We start from the raw sequence: 19809 nt of genomic DNA on the forward strand, positions 1-19809 counted from the left end.
GGATGGCGCAGGGACTCCACAATGGCGCCCCCACCGTTCTCCAGCCCCTCCGGTTCCCGTCATGCTGCACGACTCGCCGCTCGTCACCACTATCGTCGCCGGCATCGGGCTCGCCTTTCTGTTCGGCGCCCTGGCCAATCGCCTGCGCATTCCCCCCCTTGTCGGCTACCTTCTGGCCGGCATCGCCGTCGGCCCATTCACCCCCGGCTATGTGGCCGACCAGACGCTGGCCCCGGAACTCGCGGAAATCGGCATCATCCTCCTGATGTTCGGTGTCGGTCTGCATTTTTCGGTCAAGGATCTGCTGTCCGTCGGAAAAGTGGCGATCCCTGGCGCATTGGTGCAAATCGCCATGGCGACCCTTCTCGGTTTCGGCATGGCTCTCGGCCTCGGCTGGCCGATCGCGGCCGGTCTCGTCTTTGGATTGGCCTTGTCCGTCGCCAGCACCGTCGTGTTGCTGCGGGCGCTACAGGACCATCGGCTGCTGGATACGGAACGCGGACGCATCGCCGTCGGCTGGCTGATCGTCGAGGACCTGGCGATGGTTCTGGTGTTGGTGCTGCTCCCCGCGCTGGCCGGAACGCGGGGCGGTACGGATCAGACCCAGGACTGGATCGTACAGGGCCTTCACCTGGGATTGACCGGCATCCTGACCCTGACCATGGCCAAGGTGGTTGCCTTCATCGTCATGATGATGATCGTCGGCCGGCGCCTCATTCCCTGGATCCTGCACAGCATCGCCCATCGCGGGTCGCGTGAATTGTTCCGCCTGGCGGTTCTGGCCATCGCCCTTTGCGTCGCCTACGGAGCGGCCCAGCTTTTCGGCGTCTCCCTGGCTCTGGGCGGATTCTTCGCCGGAATGGTCATGAGCGAGTCGGAACTCAGCCATCAGGCGGCCCAGGACTCGCTGCCGCTGCGCGACGCCTTTTCCGTCCTGTTCTTCGTCTCGGTCGGCATGCTGTTCGATCCGGGAATCCTGCTGCGGGATCCGATCCCGGTCCTGGCGGTTCTGCTGATCATCATATTCGGCAAATCACTGGCCTCCTTCCTGATCGTCCTGGCCTTCCGCCTGCCGGTCGGCACGGCGCTCACCATTTCCGCCAGTCTCGCCCAGATCGGCGAGTTCTCGTTCATCCTCGCGGAATTGGGGGTGAAGCTTGGCCTGCTGCCGGAACAAGGACGCTCCTTCATTCTGGCCGGCGCGATCCTCTCGATCCTGATCAATCCCCTGATGTTCGCCGCGGTCGGATGGATGACGCTCCGCCTCGAAAGCCGCTTCGGCAAATCGGCAAAAACCGTCGTTCCCTCCGATACAGCAGCCCATCCCCCCGCCGAGAAATTCCCCGCCGACATTCTGGTCACATCGCTGGTCGACCACGTCGTCCTGGTGGGCTATGGACGGGTCGGAAGCCTGGTCGGCACGGCCCTTCTGGCCGAAGGCTTGCAACTGCTGGTCATTGAGGACTCGGACAAGGCCATCAAACTCATCAGACAAGCCGGGCTGGAGGCGGTCGCCGGCAACGCCGCCAATCCCGACGTCCTGAAAGGAGCCAACCTTCCGGCCGCGCGCCATCTGGTGGTGGCCATCCCCAACGCCTTCGAAGCCGGGCAAGTGATCGCCCAGGCGCGCAACGCCAACCCGGGGCTGCACATCATCGCCCGCGCCCATTCCGACGCCGAGGTCGAGCATTTGACCTCGCAGGGCGCCGATCAGGTGATCATGGGCGAACGGGAAATCGCCCGCAGCATCACCGCCCAGTTGCTGACCATGCCACGAGCATCGGCGTGAGACTCAATCTTCGACCAGCATCTGGCCCATTGACCCTATAGTCGCTACAGGGTGCATCCTGCCATCCGTTCGGCGGTGCAGTCATCAGTCTTCAGGCATCGCATGAACGGCCCCATGCCTTTTGCCACACGGATGATCAGGACGACCGACATGGCTCACGACCATGAACACCAGCACCTAGAAAGCCACGGCGAACATGGCCACGGCGGATGTTCCCTCGACCATGGCCATGGCCACCACCACGGTCCCGCAAGTTACGACCGGGCCTTTGCCATCGGCATCGCGCTCAACCTCGGCTTTGTCGGAATGGAGGCGTTCTACGGCTTCGCCGTGGACTCCCTGGCGCTCCTCGCGGATGCCGGGCACAACCTCAGTGACGTGGCAGGCCTTCTGATCGCCTGGGCGGCGGCATGGCTGACCAAGAAACGGGCGTCGAAGCGGCGCACCTACGGTCTGGGACGGACCACCATCATGGCATCGCTGGTCAATGCGGTCATCCTGCTGATCGGCGTCGGCGGCATCGCCTGGGAGGCTGTCCTGCGATTGGGCCATCCCCAGCCGGTGGCCGGGGAAACGGTGATGTGGGTGGCGGCCCTGGGAATCGCCGTCAACGCCGGAACAGCGGCCATGTTCATGGCCGGCAGCAAGGGTGACCTCAACATCCGGGGCGCATTCCTGCATATGGCGGCCGATGCCGCCGTGTCTCTCGGCGTCGTCGTGGCGGCCTTCATCATGAGCCGGACCGGCTGGCTATGGCTCGATCCCGTCGTCAGCCTCGCCATCGTCGTGGTCATTGCCGTCGGCACCTGGGGCCTGTTCCGGGAGTCGCTCAATCTGGCGCTCGATGCCGTCCCCACCCATATCGACCGCGAAGCGGTGGAGGATTTCCTGATGGAAGTGCCAGGTGTCGTCGCCATCCACGATCTACATATCTGGCCGTTGAGCACGACCTCGGTCGCCCTGACGGCTCACCTGGTAAAACCAAACGCCCTGGTGGACGACGACGTTCTGCATCGCGTCGGCAAGGTGCTGCAAGATAAATTCGGCATAGATCATGCCACCATTCAACTCGAGAACGGCAACGGCAAAGAAAATTGCCGGCTGACCCATTTCCACGACACGTGATTCGATAATTTATCAACGGGCCCTTAGAACGGTGATTTCCGGACGGGAGAGGAAGGGCTGCAACTGCGCCTCGCTCGCCTTGGCGTCGGTGATCAAAGTCCACGGCTTTGAAATCGGCGCCCAGCATTGCTGCGTGGCCTGTCCCAGTTTGCTGGAATCGGCCAAAACGAAGACCGAGCCCGCCTGAGCCATCATCAGTTCCTTGAGAGCGCATTGCTCCGGACTGGCTTCGCACAAGCCCCGGCCGGCAATCACGCCATCGGCGCCGAGGAACACTTTGTCCACAGTCAGGCGCCGGAGCACCAGTTCCGCCAGGGACCCGACGACCCCCATGCTGATCGAACGCACGTCGCCACCCAGAATAGTGACCTGGAAACCCCGCTGGACAAGAACCGGAACCAGGGGAAGGTTGCCGGTGACCACCCGAACCGTGGCGTTGGCCAGGCAATGGCCGAGGGCCCCCACCGTCGAACCTGAATCGAGCAGGACGCTATCGCCGTCCTGAATGACGCCGGCCGCCGCACGGGCGATGGCCTCCTTGGCGGAGCTTTGAATGCGTTCGCGATCCGGTAGCGTCTGTTCCGGCGCCCGATGAGCCAGAACCGCCCCTCCGTAAGTCCGGGTAATCGCGCCGGATCGCGACAATCCCGCCAAATCGCGGCGAATGGTCGATGCCGAAACGCCGAAACGCCGGGCCAGGGCGTCAACGTCCTCCTCACCTGTCGAAACCAGATCGAGAATGCGCCGTCGTCGATCGTTGCTATGCCTCATATGAACCAGTCCATATTACTTCGACCGTCATGATCCGCTGAAGACGGTGTCTCGGCAAGTCCCCCTCTTTACTTGATGCGCATGACTCCGGCGTGGTGCATAGTTTTTCAAAGAAGCGCTGTTTTTTCAAAAATTCCTGTACGCCGACCCACCGAAGCCCAGCCGGAAAAGGAAAGAGCAATGCGCCTGTTGCCTCGCCACATCCATTTTCATGTGAGCATTTCAGCGTTGGTGCTTCTTCTGGTTCTGGCGACGGCGGGCCTCTCCCTGCTCACGGTGGTCGGCGAGAGCGCGCGGACCGCCAAAAAAACCGCCGAACATCAATTCCGCCAGATCTCCGAACGCGTGCAGGACCGTCTGGCCTCCCTGGTCGGCGAGCTCAGAGAGGAAACCGCCATCCTCGCCCGGCAACCGGTGCTCGGCGTTCCCATCGAGGATGGACCGAGCCACCCGAGCTTCAGCTTGCTGTCGGCTCTTCTCAAGAACAAGCAGGTCTTTTACTCGGCCTATTTCGCCCATGACGACGGCAGTTTCCTGCAAGTGATTGCCACCCGGGGCGACGAGCGCATCCTCGATGCCCACAAAGCGCCGCCTGGCACGGTTCTGATCGTTCGCGCCATTACCCCGACGGCCGACGGCGGCCGTCGGCAGCGCTGGAGCTATTTGGGCGAAGACGATCGAATTCTCGGCCAGACCGATGACGGAACTTTTTCCTACGATCCCCGCGAGCGCATCTGGTTCCGCATCGCGATGGCCCGATCGATCGCCACCCTCTCGCCTCCCTACCTCTTCGATTCGCTGAAAGCGCCGGGCATAACCGCCGCCCACCGCCTGGACACCGCCGACGGCGTCGTCGGGGTCGACCTGACATTGAGCGGGCTCCAATCCTTTCTCGATGCGTTCGAGGTCTCGGCGCATGGCGGCGTCATGCTGCTCGACGACCAATCGAGGATCATGGCCTTCTCCGGCAAAATACCGGAACGTGCCGAGCGGCCGGCACCGATGACCGACCTGGCGGCCCTCTCCGGCCGCTATCCGTTCGCCCAGGTCATGGGGGCCGACCCGGATGGCACGAGCCTGCGCGAGGACGACGGGCATCCGCTCATCGTCTATCGGGCACGCTGGGGCGCGGACACCGCCACCCCCGTCCACCTCGCCATGTTCGCGCCCGAACGCGACTTCACCGGCCATATCGACGTCATGCGCAGGCACATCCTGATCATCAACGGCATATTGCTGTTGATCGTCCTGCCCGTCGTCTCCTGGTCCGCCAGAAGACTGGCCCATCCGGTCGATCTGCTCGCCGTCGACGCGGAAAGGATTCGCGGCTGGGACTTCTCCGGCATAACGCCGACGGGCTCCGTCATTTTGGAAATCGATTCGCTGGCCCGGGCTTTCGTCCAGATGAAACAAAGCCTGATCGAACGGACGCGCAAGCTTGAGAAAACCCAGGAATCGTTGAAAAAACTGGTCGATCTGGCCATCGCCCTCTCGGCGGAAAAGGATAGCAACCGGTTGATGGAGATGATTCTGAGCGGCGCCAAGGATCTGGCGAGGGCCGACGGAGGGACCGTCTATATCCGCGACGATGATGAATGCATGGCGTTCCGCATCATGAAGAACGACAGCCTCGGCATCGATTACGGCGCCGATAGCCGCTCTCCCGGCTTCCCCCATGTCCCCTTGTTCGACCGGGACGGCTCGGAAAATCACCGCAACGTGGTCAGCCTCTCGGTGCATTTGCGGAAATCGACCAATATCGCCGACGCCTACGACGCAGCGGATCAGGAGTTTTCCGGGACCCGGCAGTTCGATCGGGACCACGGTTACCGCACCATGTCCCTGCTCACCGTTCCCCTGATGCCACGCGGCGGAGAACCGCTGGGCGCCCTGCAACTGATCAATGCCATCGACCCCGCCACCGGCGAGATCACGGCATTTTCCCCCGAAATCGAGCGTTTCGTGCAAGCCTTGTCGGCGCTCGCCGCCACCGCCCTCTACAACCGTACCCTGCTCGATTCGCAACGGAACCTGGTGAATTCCCTGATCAGGATCCTGGCCGGCGCCATCGACGCGAAAAGCCCCTACACCGGGGCCCATTGCGAACGGGTCCCCGAACTCGCCTTCATGCTGGCCAAGGAAGCCTGCGAAACGACAAGCGGACCCCTCGCCCATTTCCGTTTCGACACCGAGGAGCAATGGGACGAATTCCGCATCGGAGCCTGGCTCCACGACTGCGGCAAGGTCACCACGCCTGAATATGTGATCGACAAGGCCACCAAGCTGGAAACCATCCACAACCGTATTCATGAAATCCGCACGCGCTTCGAAGTCCTGTGGCGCGACGCCGAGATCACCGCACTGCAGACAAGGCTGGACGGAGGCGATGCCGAGGCGACGGCGCGCCGTTTGGAGGAGCGGCGCCAATCGCTGGTGGACGATTTCGCTTTCGTCGCCGCCTGCAACATCGGTGGCGAATTCATGGATCCGCAGAAAATCGAACGGCTGAAAGCTGTCGCCCGACAGCCCTGGATACGCCATTTCGACGACCGGTTGGGCCTGTCGCATGGCGAGCTGTCCCGCCTGGCCTCGACGCCCCCGCTGCCGGTTCCCGCCGGAGAAACGCTGCTGTCCGACAAGCCCGAACACATCTTCGCCCGCATGGGCTCGGAGGGAACCTTCGATGCCCGCTTCGGCTTCAAGATGGCCGTTCCCGAGCATCTCTACAATCTGGGGGAGATCTACAATCTGTCGATCAGCCGGGGCACCCTGACCCCCGAGGAGCGCTTCAAGATCAACGAACATATCGTCCACACCATCATCATGCTGGACAGCCTGGAATTTCCGAAACATCTGAAGCGCGTTCCCGAATATGCCGGCACCCACCATGAAACGCTGATCGGTACGGGCTATCCGCGGCAACTGACCGGCGAACAATTGTCGATCCCGGCCCGTGTCATGGTGATCGCCGATATTTTCGAGGCATTGACGGCGTCCGACCGCCCTTACAAGAAACCCAAGACATTGTCCGAAGCGGTGGAAATCCTGAGCCAATTCGCCCAGAGGAAACACATCGATCAGGATCTGTTCCGTCTGTTTCTGGAAAGCGGCATCCATCGGCGGTACGCGGAAAAATTCCTTTCCGCCGAACAAAACGATACGGTCGACATCGAACGCTATTTAAATGCCTGTTGATAAATTATCAAATCGACAGGCCCTTGAGCCTGAGCGGCATTTGAGCCCGCTTAAGCGGAGCGGAAGCGTCATATAGAACCTTAGGGAAGGACGCGATTATTTCGCGACAAGCCCTAAGGCCCGGTCCCGCCGCTTGATCCCGGCGGCGACGTCACCATAATGAGAGCGACATGAGCACCCGCGGCCCCGATATCTCCTGGACCGGCGAATTCCAAGACCCCGCCGCGGAATCCCTGTATCAGGCGAAAGCCGGATTGCGGACGGCGGCGGGCGCGCGCCTTTGCATCCTTGGCACGACGGTGACCTGCCTGGGCTTCATTCCCCTCGATTTCCTCATGCTGCAGGGCGAGCGGCAAATCCTGTTCTTTCTGATCGATCGGCTTTTTATCGGTGTGGCGGGCCTGCTGGCGATGATCGCGATGTCGCGCGCCCGGACCGACCGGGGCGTCACCATCGTCACCCACCTCCATCAATATGTTTTCTTCCTGTTCAACGCCATGGTCTTCGCCCACCCGGTATTGAACCGGTACGGCGGCATGATGTTTCCGATGATCGCCCTGTCGCTGTGGATGTGCCTGCCCGGATCGTTCCGGGCCGTCGCCCTGCTGACCGGCTACGCGGTGGCCATCAGCCTGCTGTGCTGGGAGACATTGCGGCCGGTTTCGGAAAGCCTCCTCGACATCTCCATCGTCGTCTCGCTGACCCTCGTCACATATGTGGTGGGCGCGATCGCCCGGGCCCAATCCAATCGCATGCGCCACGAGGAATACCGGCATATCGAGCGGGAGCGGCAAATCAACCAGACCCTGCAGGAAGCGAAGGAGGCCGCCGAGGCCGGAGCCCGGGCCAAGGCGTCGTTCCTGGCCATGATGAGCCATGAGATCCGCACGCCGATGAACGGAATTCTGGGGATGGCTGGCCTGCTCAGGGGTTGTCCTCTCGACGACGAGGCCCGGGAATATGCGGATACCATCGCCCAATCCTCCGAGACCCTGCTCGACGTGCTGGACAGCATTCTTGATTTTTCCAAACTCGATGCCGAACGGCTGGACCTCGACATTTCGGACTGCGATCTGGCGCACCTCGTCTCCGGCGTCATCGACCTGATGACCGCCGGGGCACGGCAAAAAGGACTTTATCTGAGACTGGTCATCAACCCGGACGTGCCGAGCCTGGTCAGAACCGACCCTCTGCGCATTCGCCAGGTTCTGCTCAATCTCATTGGGAACGCCATCAAATTCACCCTGGAGGGCGGTGTCAGTCTCACGCTTGGCGTCGTGTCGGACACACCGGAGCGGAAGCGAATCCGTTTCCTGGTGTCCGACACCGGCATCGGCATCGACGACACCGCCCGGCAAAGGCTCTTCACCGAATTCACCCAGGCGGATTCCTCCATTTCCCGGCGATTCGGCGGCACCGGGCTCGGACTGGCCATCTGCCGGAAGCTTGTGGAACTGATGGAGGGAACCATCACGGTGGAGAGCGAGGCGGGAAAAGGCAGCCGCTTCATCGTCGAAATTCCGATGGCGGCCGGCGAAGGCGCCTTCGTCCAGCCGGCCCGCGTCACCGCCTCCATCCGCCCATTGAAAATCCTGGTTGCCGAGGATGACCCGACCAACCGCAAGCTGATCAGCGTCCTGCTCGATCGTGGAGGACATACGGTCGAGGTGGTTCCCGATGGAGCCGAGGCGGTCGCAGCCATCCGGGAACGCTCCTTCGACCTTGTGCTCATGGATATGCGCATGCCGGTCGTTGACGGCCTGGAAGCCTGCCGGCGGATTCGCGCCCTGCCCGGCGAAACGGGCAAGGTTCCCGTCATCGCCCTGACGGCCAACGCCCTGCGCGAGGACGAAGAGGCCTGCCGCAACGCCGGGATGGACGATTACCTGGCGAAACCGTTCAGCCCGGCCCGGCTGACGGCCGTCCTGCTTCGCAATGTCGGCGAAGGGCCGAACGGCGCCTGATCCCACCAACAGCGGAGAGGAAGAAGCCCTTTGATCAAGATGTCATACCCCTATAATCTTGTCGCAGTGTCCTCAAACGGGGACTCCCAGCCGTCCGCAGCAACTATATGCTCAAGAATATGCATTTGCGTCCTTAGATTTTGGGCTGCCACTCCATCTAAAAATGGAAAACGCAATGAAACTGCGCACGAAAATAATGATCGCCAACATATCCACCGGAGCGCTCGGCATCGTTCTTTCCGGCTTCATTGCCTGGACAGCGGTTTCCGATCTGTCTCGGCAGACGGCAGCGGCCAATTCCATACGGGCGTTCGAACCAACTTTGCATCTGGCCGGTCTTTTGCTCACTGAACGTAATGCGTGGTCGACACCGCTGATTACGCCGACGCCAGCCACGACGGAGGCCCAGACCGCTGTGGAAAAAGCGGTCGCTGTCACCGATAAGAAATTGAGTGAAGCCATTATGGCAGCCAAAGAGGCCGGTCTGCCAACTGCGGATTTGGAGGCTGCCGCCGCGATCTTGACGCGCGTCCGCTCCGAAGCCAAAGAAGCAATGGTCAGACCCAAGGCTGAACGGCCTGCCAATGCCTTGGCGGATTCGGTGGACGGTTTTGAACGGGTTGTGGCATCGACGGAAAAGGCGACCACCTCTTCTTATCGCGCCATTCTGGCCAGGGCTCCCGACTTGGGCAAGACGATTGAGCTGGCCCTGATGGCCCAAGACATGCGAAATGTCGATGGTGCCCGCTCGGCCAATCTAGGGATTTTCGTACGCAGGCAGCCGTTCTCGCCCGAACGCATCGTGACCAGCACAGAGCTGACCGGCAAAGTGGCGTTGCTGTGGCAGAACATCGGCAAGGCCGTTCAAAATCTTGGGAACCCCGTAAAACTCGCCAACGCCATGGCACATGTGCAGAACTCGGTGATGACCGAGGGGGAGACGCGCTACGCGGCGGTTCTTGATGCGGCCCGAAATGGTCGGGACTCGCCGGTCGACCAGTCCGTCTGGCCGAATTGGACGACGCCCATGCTGAACAACTTGTTTGTCCTGCGGGATGCGGCCCTCGAAACCGCCAAAGACATGAACGATCTGGCCATCCGCAACGCCTGGTTTCGCCTGTCCATTTCTCTCGCCATCTTGGCTCTTGCGTGTTTGATGTCGGGAGGAAGCATCATCTATCTGTCGCATCAGGTCATTAATCAATTGGCACGATTGACCATCGTGATGGGGCGGTTGGCCGACCACGAATTGGATGTGGAAATCCCCGGCCTTTCGCGAAGCGACGAAATAGGCGCCATGGCGAGCGCCTTGCAGGTCTTCCGTGACAATTCGCTCAGGGCTGACCGCTTGGCGGCCGACAGGGACAAAGAGCAGGCAGCCCGCGAGGCCCGAGCCAAGACACTGGAAGATCTGGCGCGCCAATTCGATCACAGTGTCTCAGACGTTCTGGATACGGTGGGAAATGCCTTGAACGATCTCGACAGAACGGCGCAGACGATGTCGGCGAATTCTCTGCAGACCACCCACCAGGCGACCAGCGTTGCGGCGGCGTCGGAAGCGGCATCAGCCAGCGTGCAGACGGTGGCTTCGGCGGCCGAGGAACTGTCCTCGTCGATCGCCGAGATCGCACGCCAGGTCGAGCAGTCCAGTCGCGTTTCTCAGGCCGCGTCGGACGAAGCCGATCACACCAACGACGTGGTCAAGGGGCTGGCGGAAACCTCGACGCGCATCGGTGATGTGGTGAAACTGATCAATGATATTGCCAGCCAAACCAATCTGCTGGCCTTGAACGCCACCATCGAAGCGGCGCGCGCCGGCGATGCCGGCAAGGGATTCGCCGTCGTCGCAGGTGAGGTCAAAAGCCTGGCCAATCAAACGGCGCGAGCGACCGAGGAAATCAGCGCGCAGATCGATGCCGTACAAGGCGCCACCCAGCAGGCGGTGACGGCCATCGGCGGCATCGTCAAACGTATTCAAGAGATCAATCAGATCTCCGCCGCCATTGCCTCAGCCGTCGAGGAACAATCGGCAGCAACGGCGGAGATCGCCCGCAATGTTCAGCAAGCAGCCTCGGGCACGCAAGAGGTCTCTTCGACCATCGGCAACGTGAAGCATGCGGCGGCGGAAACCGGAACGGCAGCCGAATTGGTCTTGTCATCATCGGAAACCCTATCGCAGGGCTCCAATCAGTTGAAGACGACGGTGAGTGACTTCTTGCAAGGGGTCCGTGCCGCCTGAGGCCAGCCGCCGGTCTGGTCATCGGCGTGGATGAAGCGGCAGGCGCGAATGTGAGGTGATGGCGGGTGCGGCGAGCGAATTGGCGCCCTCGTGGCCTGATGCGAGATCTAGACACGCTCGCCCATATCCGCGACGACCGCTTCGCCTTCGCGCCGCTCGTCGAGCTTGGCCTGCCGGTACCGCTTACCCGCAGCCCTTCATTTTCCCTCCATTGGCGTAATTCCCAGGATCAACTGTTGTTGATGGGATGGAGGGTCTTCGTCCCCTATGCTGTCCGAATCGACATTTCGCGGGAAAAGCCATGGCAACCCGGGACACTCTCGACATTTTGCTGCTGGGAACCGCCTGTGAAGACATGGCCGCCGGGCTGCGCCAGCGGCATTATCGCGTTTTCCCCGTCTCCCGCACGGAAGCGGCCGTCGCCATGCTTAACGTGCGCGCCTTCGACGTCATCCTTCTGGCCGGCGAGCCTGCCGACATGGGCACCACCGACGCGGTGGTCCGGCTGCGTGGCGGCATCGGCGCCACCGCCGCCGTGACACCGTTGGTCGTTTGCGATAGCTCGGAACATGGTTCGGAACTGGCGCTGGCCGCGGGAGCCGATCGCGCCCTCGACACCGAGGCGATCATCGAATGGCTGGCGGGACTGAGTTCCCCGGCAGACGTCGAGGCGAACGACCCTTGTGTCGGTGTGGCTCTGCCCGAGACGATGACGGGACACAATCTTCTGCGTCTGCTGGGTGAAACGTTGCGCCAGCAACGCGCCGCGCTCGACCCCGCCGTTTTCCGGCCGGAACATCTGGCCGATATCGCACATCGATTGAAAGGCAGCGCGGCCAATTTCGGCTATGCGGCCTTGGGCAGCGTCGCCAGGGATGCCATGCGTTTTTCCGAAGATCCGCAACTGATCGTCGAGTTGGCAGGGAAACTTCGCCTTGAAATAGAAATATCAATAAATGATATTGATCACAGATTGAAATTGGCGAACAAGTAGCCGCAAATGAGGATAGTACTCATAAATTTAATCCTCCCCCTCTCCTGAGCATTGCTCCGCGCAGGAAAGCAGCCTAATCTGGAATTCTTCAAAAACAACATTAAACAGCTCATGCCAAGCGTTCTTGTCGTCGAGGATTCCCCGGAACTTTTGTGCATGATTACGGACTATCTCCAAGGAGAAGGTCTGCAAGTCTGGCCCGCCGCCAGCATCGCCGAGATGGAGCGCCGCTTGAGTTCCGTTACGCCCGGCGTCATCCTGCTCGACGTCAACCTTCCCGACGGCGACGGCATTTTGCAGGCCAAACGGCTCAGTCTGGGCGAGCGATGCGGACTGATCTTCATCACCAGTCGGGACACCTCCGAGGACATCATTGCCGGGCTGGACGCCGGCGGCGACGATTACGTGACGAAGCCGCTTAGCCTGCCGGCGCTTCACGCCCGCATTCGCAGCGTACTCCGCCGCACGCGCGAAACCGTGCTGACCTTCGACGGCTGGATTCTCGATCTGATCCGTCGCGAGTTTTTCACGCCCGACGGCAATCTGATGCCTCTGACATCGGGCGAGTTCAATATTCTGGCAGCGCTCGCGGCATCCCGGCCGCAGCCTGTCGACCGCGATTATCTGCTCGACGTCATCAGCAACCGCGATCCCCGGGATGTCAGCGACCACACGGTCGACACGCTGATCGCCCGTCTGCGGCGCAAGATGCGCGGCGTCACCTCGGCCGAGTTGCCGATCGTCACCGTCCGAGGCATGGGCTACGCCCTGATTTCCCGGGAAAGCCGCTGATCGGGAAGAACCGCCTTTTCTATTCGGCCGCCAGGAATCCATCCCGTTCGATATGGGGCAGGAACAGCCACAAGGCCGCCGCGCGCGCCACCATGAAAATCAGGAATGACGCCCACAGGCCATGATTGCCGAACATTTCCGGCAGGCTGCTCGCGGCGAGCAAAAAGGACAGCATGGCGAACATCATGCCGTTGCGCATGTCGCGTGTCCGCGTCGCCCCGATAAAAAAGCCGTCGAGCTGAAAACTCCACACCGATACCAGCGGAGACGCCACCGCCCAGGGCAGAAAGGCAATGGCGGCCTGACGAACGGGCGCGTTGTCGGTCAGTCCCCGCACGATGAGAGATCCAGCCAGCGCATAGACCAGAGAGAACAGACCGGCGGTCAACACCGCCCATTGCGTCGAAACACGAATCACCCGCCGATAGGAGGTCCGCTCCCCCGCTCCGATCGCGGCCCCCACCAGGGCTTCACCCGCCTGGGCGAAACCATCCAGAAGATAGGCCATCACCGTCTGCAGCGTCAAAAGCACGGCATTGGCCGCCAGGATGACATCGCCCTGCCGGGAACCGGCGTGGGTGAACCAAGTAAAGCAGACGATCAGACACAACGTGCGCAGAAAAATATCGGCATTCGCCGCCATCAACCGCCGCAAGGCGCTAAACGCAAGCAACCGCCGCCAACGGAGCGTCGGGAGGTTTTCCGCACGCAATCGCCACAAGATGGCGACGCCGGCGACGAATCCGGCCGTGTCGGCCAACGCAGTAGCACTTCCCAGGCCGACAAGATCGAGATTGAGACCATAGACCAAGCCGACCGCCAAGATGACGTTGACCGCATTGATCACCCCCTGCACCAGCAGGGCCAGTCCGGTTCGCTGGCATCCCAGCAAATAACCAAGAATGACGAAATTGGCGAGCGTCAAGGGGACCGACCATAAGCGCGCGGCGATGTAGCCCGACGCGGCCTCGCTGACGACCGCGCCGCCCCCGAAAAGGCGGACCGCCGTCGCGGTCAGCGGGCCCTTGACGGCGAGAAGCACCGCTCCGGCGCAAACCGCCAGGATCAGGGCCCGGAGCAGATGATCGCGCAACGCCGTCTGGTCCTGTGCTCCATAGGCGGTCGCCACCAGTCCGGTGGTGGACATCCGAAGGAAGCCTAATCCCCAGAAAACGATATTGAAGAACAGGCCACCGAGCGCAGCACCGCCCAACGAAGCGGCCCCGGACAAATGGCCGGCAATCGCCGTGTCCACGGTCGACAACATCGGCTGCGTCAGATTGGCGGCGATAATCGGTACCGCCAGTTTCAAGACGCGGCGATGCCACGACCAGGCGTCAGGAACCGGAATCGTCATTCCCCGCTTCGCTCCGTTCGTCCGTCCGACCAATGTTGCTCAAATCGCATTTCAACCAAAAGGATATCAATGAGGGAGAAATTACAATTTATTCCTCGAAAGACGAAATGGCTCGGGATAAGCAGAACTCCCTCTCACGCGAGAAGGATAGCTGGGGATGATTGACCTTGGCGGGAATAATCACGCCCCGGGGAATCCTTCCCGAATTAACCATAAAAAGATTATGTCTTTTCTTTTATAGGAATTTATTTCGTGTCATCCTGTTTGTCATCAAAGGGTTGGAAACCGTCTGGGGATGGGAAATTCCCCACATAACGAATTGGAGTAGCCATGGTCGCCTCGAATGATGACAAAACGGCTGAAACTCTGACAGGATCAGCCGACAGACGTGAATTCCTCTGCGGAAGTGCCTTGTTCGGCGCCGGCATCGTCGCCAGCCAACTGGTTTCGTCCGCGCATGCCGAGGATGCTCAGCCGAAATCGGTGGAATTGCCGAGCGACGAGAAAAGCCCCGCACCGGCCGCTTCCGCCGCCGCACCGACGACGCAATTCGGACCTGCCGGCGTCAAAGGTGCAGTCGGCCAAGTTTATCAAAAGGCCCGCGAGGTTCTCTATCCCCGCTGCCGGGTCTGCCCCCAATGCGACGGCGTCGCCTGTGCCGGGGAATATCCGGGCTTCGGCGGTCTCGGTTCGGGGATCAGCTTCCAGAACAATTTCAAGGATCTTCAGCATGTCCGTCTGAAGATGCGGGCCCTGAACGGTGTCTTGAACGTCGAGAAGCGGCCCGACACTTCGACCGTGCTGCTCGGCCAGAAGCTTTCCTTCCCCGCCATGGCGGCGCCGATCGGCGGCGTTGCCGCCAACTTCGGCGGCAAGATCTCCGATGTCGATTATTTCGAGGCGATCATCGGCGGATGTGCCGACGCCGGTACCCTGGGGTCGGTAGGCGACTCCCCGGCCGATCCCGAGGAGGTGCTGAAAGCCCGCTTCGATGTGATCGGACACAACGGCGGCCGGGCGATCGCCGGCATCAAGCCGCGCCCGCAGACCAACTTCATCGAGATGATCCGCCTGGCCGAATCGGTCAATGCCGCGCTGATCACCATCGACATCGATTCGGCCGGACGCTACGGCAACCAGCCCAACAAGCGCACGCAGGTGGGACCGAAAACCGTGGCGGAACTCCGTCAACTGGTTCACGCCACCAAGATTCCCTTCCTGGTCAAAGGAATCATGACCCCCGAGGACGCACTTGCCGCCGTCGAAGCGGGCGCCGCCGGAATCGTCGTCTCCAACCACGGTGGACGGGTGCTCGATCATACGCCGGGCACGGCCGACGTCCTGCCGGCCATCGCCGCCAAGGTGAACGGCAAGGTGCCGATCCTGGTCGACGGCTGCGTCCATTACGGCGTCGACGTGCTCAAATATATGGCGCTCGGTGCCAGCGGCGTGCTGGTCGGACGCCATCTCGTCCGTGCCGCCTTCGGTGGCGGACGGCAGGGCGTGGCGCTGTTCATGGACACCATGCGCAGTGAATTCGAGGCCGCCATGGTCATGGTCGGAGCGGCGAACGTACGGAGCATCAATCGCACCGTTCTTGCTTGATGAGGCCTGTCATGACCCGATTTGCAAGGGTAGCGGGACTGGCCTTCGTCATGGCGGCATTTCTGTTCGCCCTGGCGGACAGAGCCATCGCCGCCGCCCCCGAGGCGTTCACCTATCGTGGTGGCGGCCGGGGAACGGTGGAGTTCGATCACCGCATGCACGCGTCCAAGGGATATGTCTGCCGTGACTGCCACACCGACTTTGCCGGCACCGGCAAGCAGTTGTTCCAGACGCAAAAACGAAGTCTGATCGATCGGCCCACGCACGACACCGATCAAAGCTGCTTCGCCTGTCACAACGACAAACTCGCCTTCGACAAATGCGATAGCTGCCATCGTCGTTTCTGACGAACACCCATCGAGAGGAGGGAACCTCGCGGTTCCCTCCTCAGCCTTTGACAAAATCGGCGCGGATCCTGGCGCCTCTGCAATGCTTGAGTCGGCCGCCAGATCACTCCCGTTAAGTACCGTCAATCCGTCCGCAGAATTCCCAGAAGCCGATCGGCCTGCCCATCGTTCGGTTCGGGCGGCACGTTCAGCAAACGGCACAAAAGGGAATAAAGCTCGACATTGTCGAAAGCGGGCTGCCGGACCCCGCTGCGGAAAGCCGGACCATGGGCGACGAACAGGGCGGCCATCGCGGGATCGGCGGGATCATAGCCATGCGCTCCGGCGCCAAAGGCCCGGCCCTTCGCTTGCATCTCGGCCATCGCCCGCCGGCTCGTCACCAGCCATCCCGGTTCGGCCAGACAGACGAACGGCGGCACCCGGGAATTGGCGCCGTAATGCAGGGCGACGGGAATGTCGGCCTTGCGCCAGCAGGCGACATGCTCGCGCGGCATCAGAAGGCGGCTTTCCACCGCCGCCTCCCGTCCAGGCAGGGCACGAAGTTCGGTCACCGCGCCGGTGGTCAGCACATGGACGTCGGCGGGATCGGCCAGGTCGTCCAGGAACACCACGCGCTCCGCGGCGGTCGCCGCCATGCCGTGATCGGAAACGATCAGCAGATTGACCCTTTCGAACAGATTGCGCCGCCGCAGACCGTCGAACAGGCGGCCCAAGGCGCCGTCGATCCGCCCCAGGGCTTCATCGACGGCCATGGAGTCGGGGCCCCCGGCATGACCGGCCTCATCGGCCTGCTCGAAATAGAGCGTGATGAAATCCGGCCTTTGCCCTTCCGGCAGATCCAGCCATTCCAGCACGCCGTCGACGCGCCGTTCGGGCGCCACCGTCCCGTCGTAGGGCTTCCATAACGACGGGCGGACACCATGAATGGCGACATCGCTTCCCGGCCAGAACATGGCGGCCGTCCGCAGACCCCGCCGTTCGGCGCCGACCCAAAGCGGCGTCGCGGCATTCCACCAGCGCTCGTCGGCGATGGAGCGATGGTCGGTATGGTTGAAGAAGCCGTTGGGCGCCAGATTAGGGTCTTCCATCACATTGTAGACGATGCCGTGATGATCCGGATAAAGGCCGGTGACCAAGGTGTAATGATTGGGCTCGGTCACCGACGGGAAGGCCGGACGCATGGCATCGGCCGTCACGCCGGATGCGGCCAGGGCCGACAAAACGGGGGACCGGCCCCGGCCGAGGTAATCGGCGCGGAAACCATCCAGGGAAACCAGGATCAGGGGCGCCCGGCGGGGCGGCGGTACGCCCTCCCCCTGCCCTCCGGATGGCACCGTCACGCAAGCCGAGACCAGCAATGACAAGGCGAGAAGCAAGGGACGCATGAAGGATGGCATGGTCTCTCCCGGCAGGAGGTCTGGTCCGATCAATATTGTGGGGAAAATCACCCGTTCGGACAAAGGATTGAATTGTGGCTACGGAGGAAACAGACAAGGATTGACCGACCGCCGCCCGAATGCAATTCAACGAGTCGGCGGGCAGACCCACCGGGGAGTTAGCATGAACGCGTTCCGCTCGATTTTCCTGACGATGACCCTGCTGTCCATTTGGGTCGCCACGCCGCTCCGGGCCGAAGACGGTGCGCTCGATGCCATCCGCAAGGAAGGTGTCATCCGCATCGGCGCCACCGGCGATTATCTTCCCTACAGCTTCCGCGATGCCGAGGGACGGCTGTCCGGCGCCGACGTCGAGATGGGGAAGGATCTGGCCGCCGCCCTCGGGGTTCGGGCGGAATTCGTGCCGACCACCTGGAAAACCCTGCTCGACGATTTCAAGGCGGGAAAATTCGATGTGCTTGTCGGCGGCGTCACCGTCACGCCCGAACGCGCCGAAGCCGGCGACTTCTCCATATCCCACGACCATGACGGCAAACGGCCGATCGTGCGCTGCGCCGACAAGGACAAATTCGCCACACTGAGCGCCATCGATCAGCCGACCGTGCGCGTGGTGGTCAATCCCGGCGGCACCAACGAACGTTTCGCCCGCGAACATCTTTCCCAGGCGCGACTGGCCGTCTGGCCGGACAACCGGACGATCTTCGAGCGCATCGCCGAGGGAGAGGCCGACGTCATGGTGACCGACGGCATCGAAGTCGGCCTGCAGGCCGTCCGCCATCCGGGCGTCCTCTGTCCGGCCTCGGTGGCCGAACCCTTCACCCATTTCGACAAGGCCTATCTGCTGCGCCGCGATCCGGCTTTCAAGCGGGCCGTCGACGCCTGGATGGCCGACGCCCTGGCCAGCGGAAAATGGCAGGCCTATCTGAACGCGGCCATGCACTGAAACCAGTCCCGGAACCTGACGCGTCGTTCAAGCGGCAAGTTCCGGGGCGATCCCCGATATCCAGATCAATGGGCCGAGGTGGTGGCGATCACGTCGGGAACGGCGCATCCATAGCTTTGGGCGAACTCACCCAGGGTTTTCCACGTCGCGGCGTCGATCGGCAGGCCGTTCGCCGTCCGCTCGGCGAGCGCCGCCCATTCCGGATCGCCGGGGGCCTTGACGCTTTCGCCGGGGCGGGCCGGCTGGCCACGCAGGTCGGCCAGGAACTCGGCCACCCGGTTGGCGAAGGCCTGCCGTGGCTGGAAGGCGCCGGTATCGAAGATAATGAAGAAATGCCCAAGGCGGGCCGGCCATGTGACGTCGTCCCCGGCGAAAGACGGCAAACGGGCGCCATGCAACATGCCGGTGAAAGCGGAACACAGCATATCGACCATCACCGCCAGCCCGGCCCCCTTGTAGCCGTAATTGGCGCCGCCCAGCGGCACCAGGGCGGCGGCGGCGAAAGGATCGACGGTCATCTCCCCCTTGCCGTCGATCGCCACTTCCGGCGGCAGATCCGTCCCCGTATCGCGTCTCAGCAGCACGCGGTTCAATGGAATGCTACTGGTCGCCATGTCGAGGAGCAGCGGATTGCCGCTCTCGGCCGGAACGGCGAAGGTAATCGGATTGGTTCCGAAAAAGGCCTTCACGCCATCGTGAGGAGCGACGATGGCGTCGGCGTTGGTCATGCCGAGAGCGGCGAATCCCTGGCGGGCGGCGGTCAACGTGTAAACTCCGGTGGCGCCGTGGTGGGTGGAACGGCCGATGGCGACGGCGGCGATGCCGTTTTCACGCGCCACCTCGATTCCGGCCTCGATGCCGCGATAGCTGGCGAGATGGCCGAGCCCGTCGTCGGCGTCGACATGAACGACCGCCGGGGACAGTCGCTCGATCCGCACCGTCGGGTTCGGTTTGATCCGCCCGGCCTTCAACCCCCTCAGATAATGGGGGGTCAGCCGCACGCCGTGGGTATCGACAGCCCGCATCGAGGCATCGGTCAGCGCGCGGGCCACGGCGGCGGCGCTCTCTTCGGATGCGCCGGCCCCGGCAACCAGGGATTTGACGAAGCTTTCGACCGCTTCTCCACGGCACCTTACGCCATCGAACTCTTCCATTTCCTCCTCCTTGATTTTTTTGACGGCGCTGCCGGCAGTTCCTGAAAAGACCTTCAGGAGTTGCAAAACGCACAGGACCGAAAGGCGATAACCGCTTTTTATCGATACTAGGCGGCTCGAATGTCATGTCAAATAGT

General features: G+C 62.1%; 14 protein-coding genes. 10 read left to right on the forward strand and 4 right to left on the reverse strand.

Annotation, left to right across the window (positions count from 1 at the left end):
* Positions 1-61: 61 nt before the first annotated feature.
* Both ybaL and CWS72_RS14300 read left to right on the forward strand, forming a co-directional pair.
* The gene (gene ybaL / locus CWS72_RS14295) at positions 62-1789 is read left to right on the forward strand and encodes a YbaL family putative K(+) efflux transporter (RefSeq protein ID WP_101251303.1); all 1728 of its coding nucleotides are present in this window, start codon (positions 62-64) and stop codon (positions 1787-1789) included.
* A gap of 150 nt (positions 1790-1939) precedes the next feature.
* Positions 1940-2914 (forward strand): cation diffusion facilitator family transporter, encoded by a 975-nt coding sequence (locus CWS72_RS14300; protein WP_199175690.1) that lies wholly within the window; start codon positions 1940-1942, stop codon positions 2912-2914.
* Positions 2915-2926: 12 nt separating this feature from the next.
* On the opposite strand, the gene CWS72_RS14305 is transcribed toward CWS72_RS14300, so the two are convergent.
* The gene (locus tag CWS72_RS14305; protein ID WP_101251305.1) at positions 2927-3685 is read right to left on the reverse strand and encodes a DeoR/GlpR family DNA-binding transcription regulator; all 759 of its coding nucleotides are present in this window, start codon (positions 3683-3685) and stop codon (positions 2927-2929) included.
* A 180-nt stretch (positions 3686-3865) separates the two neighbouring features.
* On the opposite strand from CWS72_RS14305, the gene CWS72_RS14310 reads away from it, so the two are divergent.
* The 5 genes from CWS72_RS14310 (at position 3866) to CWS72_RS14330 (ending at position 12869) form a co-directional block, all read left to right on the forward strand.
* Positions 3866-6880 carry an HD domain-containing phosphohydrolase gene (locus CWS72_RS14310; protein WP_241911731.1) on the forward strand — a complete coding sequence of 1005 codons (3015 nt, stop codon included), beginning with the start codon at positions 3866-3868 and terminating at the stop codon, positions 6878-6880.
* A gap of 170 nt (positions 6881-7050) precedes the next feature.
* Positions 7051-8844 carry an ATP-binding protein gene (locus CWS72_RS14315; protein ID WP_101251306.1) on the forward strand — a complete coding sequence of 598 codons (1794 nt, stop codon included), beginning with the start codon at positions 7051-7053 and terminating at the stop codon, positions 8842-8844.
* A 58-nt stretch (positions 8845-8902) separates the two neighbouring features.
* The gene (locus CWS72_RS14320; protein ID WP_241911732.1) at positions 8903-11083 is read left to right on the forward strand and encodes a methyl-accepting chemotaxis protein; all 2181 of its coding nucleotides are present in this window, start codon (positions 8903-8905) and stop codon (positions 11081-11083) included.
* Positions 11084-11384: 301 nt separating this feature from the next.
* Positions 11385-12077: an Hpt domain-containing protein gene (locus CWS72_RS14325; protein WP_158240658.1), complete on the forward strand. Its 693-nt coding sequence runs from the start codon at positions 11385-11387 to the stop codon at positions 12075-12077.
* Positions 12078-12188: 111 nt separating this feature from the next.
* Positions 12189-12869, forward strand: a complete 681-nt coding sequence (locus CWS72_RS14330) for a response regulator transcription factor (RefSeq protein ID WP_101251308.1) — start codon at positions 12189-12191, stop codon at positions 12867-12869.
* 19 nt (positions 12870-12888) lie between these two features.
* Here CWS72_RS14330 and CWS72_RS14335 read toward each other — a convergent pair whose 3' ends face one another.
* Positions 12889-14226 carry an MATE family efflux transporter gene (locus CWS72_RS14335; RefSeq protein ID WP_101251309.1) on the reverse strand — a complete coding sequence of 446 codons (1338 nt, stop codon included), beginning with the start codon at positions 14224-14226 and terminating at the stop codon, positions 12889-12891.
* A 330-nt stretch (positions 14227-14556) separates the two neighbouring features.
* Between CWS72_RS14335 and CWS72_RS14340 the strand changes: the two genes are divergently transcribed.
* Complete coding sequence (locus CWS72_RS14340; RefSeq protein ID WP_101251310.1) at positions 14557-15831, forward strand: alpha-hydroxy-acid oxidizing protein; 1275 nt, start codon at positions 14557-14559, stop codon at positions 15829-15831.
* Between the two features lie 11 nt (positions 15832-15842).
* Positions 15843-16178, forward strand: coding sequence for a c(7)-type cytochrome triheme domain-containing protein (locus CWS72_RS14345; protein WP_158240659.1), 336 nt, complete (start codon positions 15843-15845; stop codon positions 16176-16178).
* A gap of 122 nt (positions 16179-16300) precedes the next feature.
* On the opposite strand, the gene CWS72_RS14350 is transcribed toward CWS72_RS14345, so the two are convergent.
* Positions 16301-17575 (reverse strand): alkaline phosphatase family protein, encoded by a 1275-nt coding sequence (locus CWS72_RS14350; RefSeq protein ID WP_101251312.1) that lies wholly within the window; start codon positions 17573-17575, stop codon positions 16301-16303.
* Positions 17576-17738: 163 nt separating this feature from the next.
* On the opposite strand from CWS72_RS14350, the gene CWS72_RS14355 reads away from it, so the two are divergent.
* The gene (locus CWS72_RS14355; protein ID WP_101251313.1) at positions 17739-18518 is read left to right on the forward strand and encodes a transporter substrate-binding domain-containing protein; all 780 of its coding nucleotides are present in this window, start codon (positions 17739-17741) and stop codon (positions 18516-18518) included.
* Between the two features lie 65 nt (positions 18519-18583).
* Here the strand turns inward: CWS72_RS14355 and CWS72_RS14360 are convergent, their stop codons facing one another.
* Positions 18584-19672, reverse strand: a complete 1089-nt coding sequence (locus tag CWS72_RS14360; RefSeq protein ID WP_146002755.1) for an Ldh family oxidoreductase — start codon at positions 19670-19672, stop codon at positions 18584-18586.
* Between the last annotated feature and the right edge of the window lie 137 nt (positions 19673-19809).

Source organism: Telmatospirillum siberiense (assembly GCF_002845745.1).
Classification (GTDB): Bacteria; Pseudomonadota; Alphaproteobacteria; order Rhodospirillales; family Magnetospirillaceae; genus Telmatospirillum; species Telmatospirillum siberiense.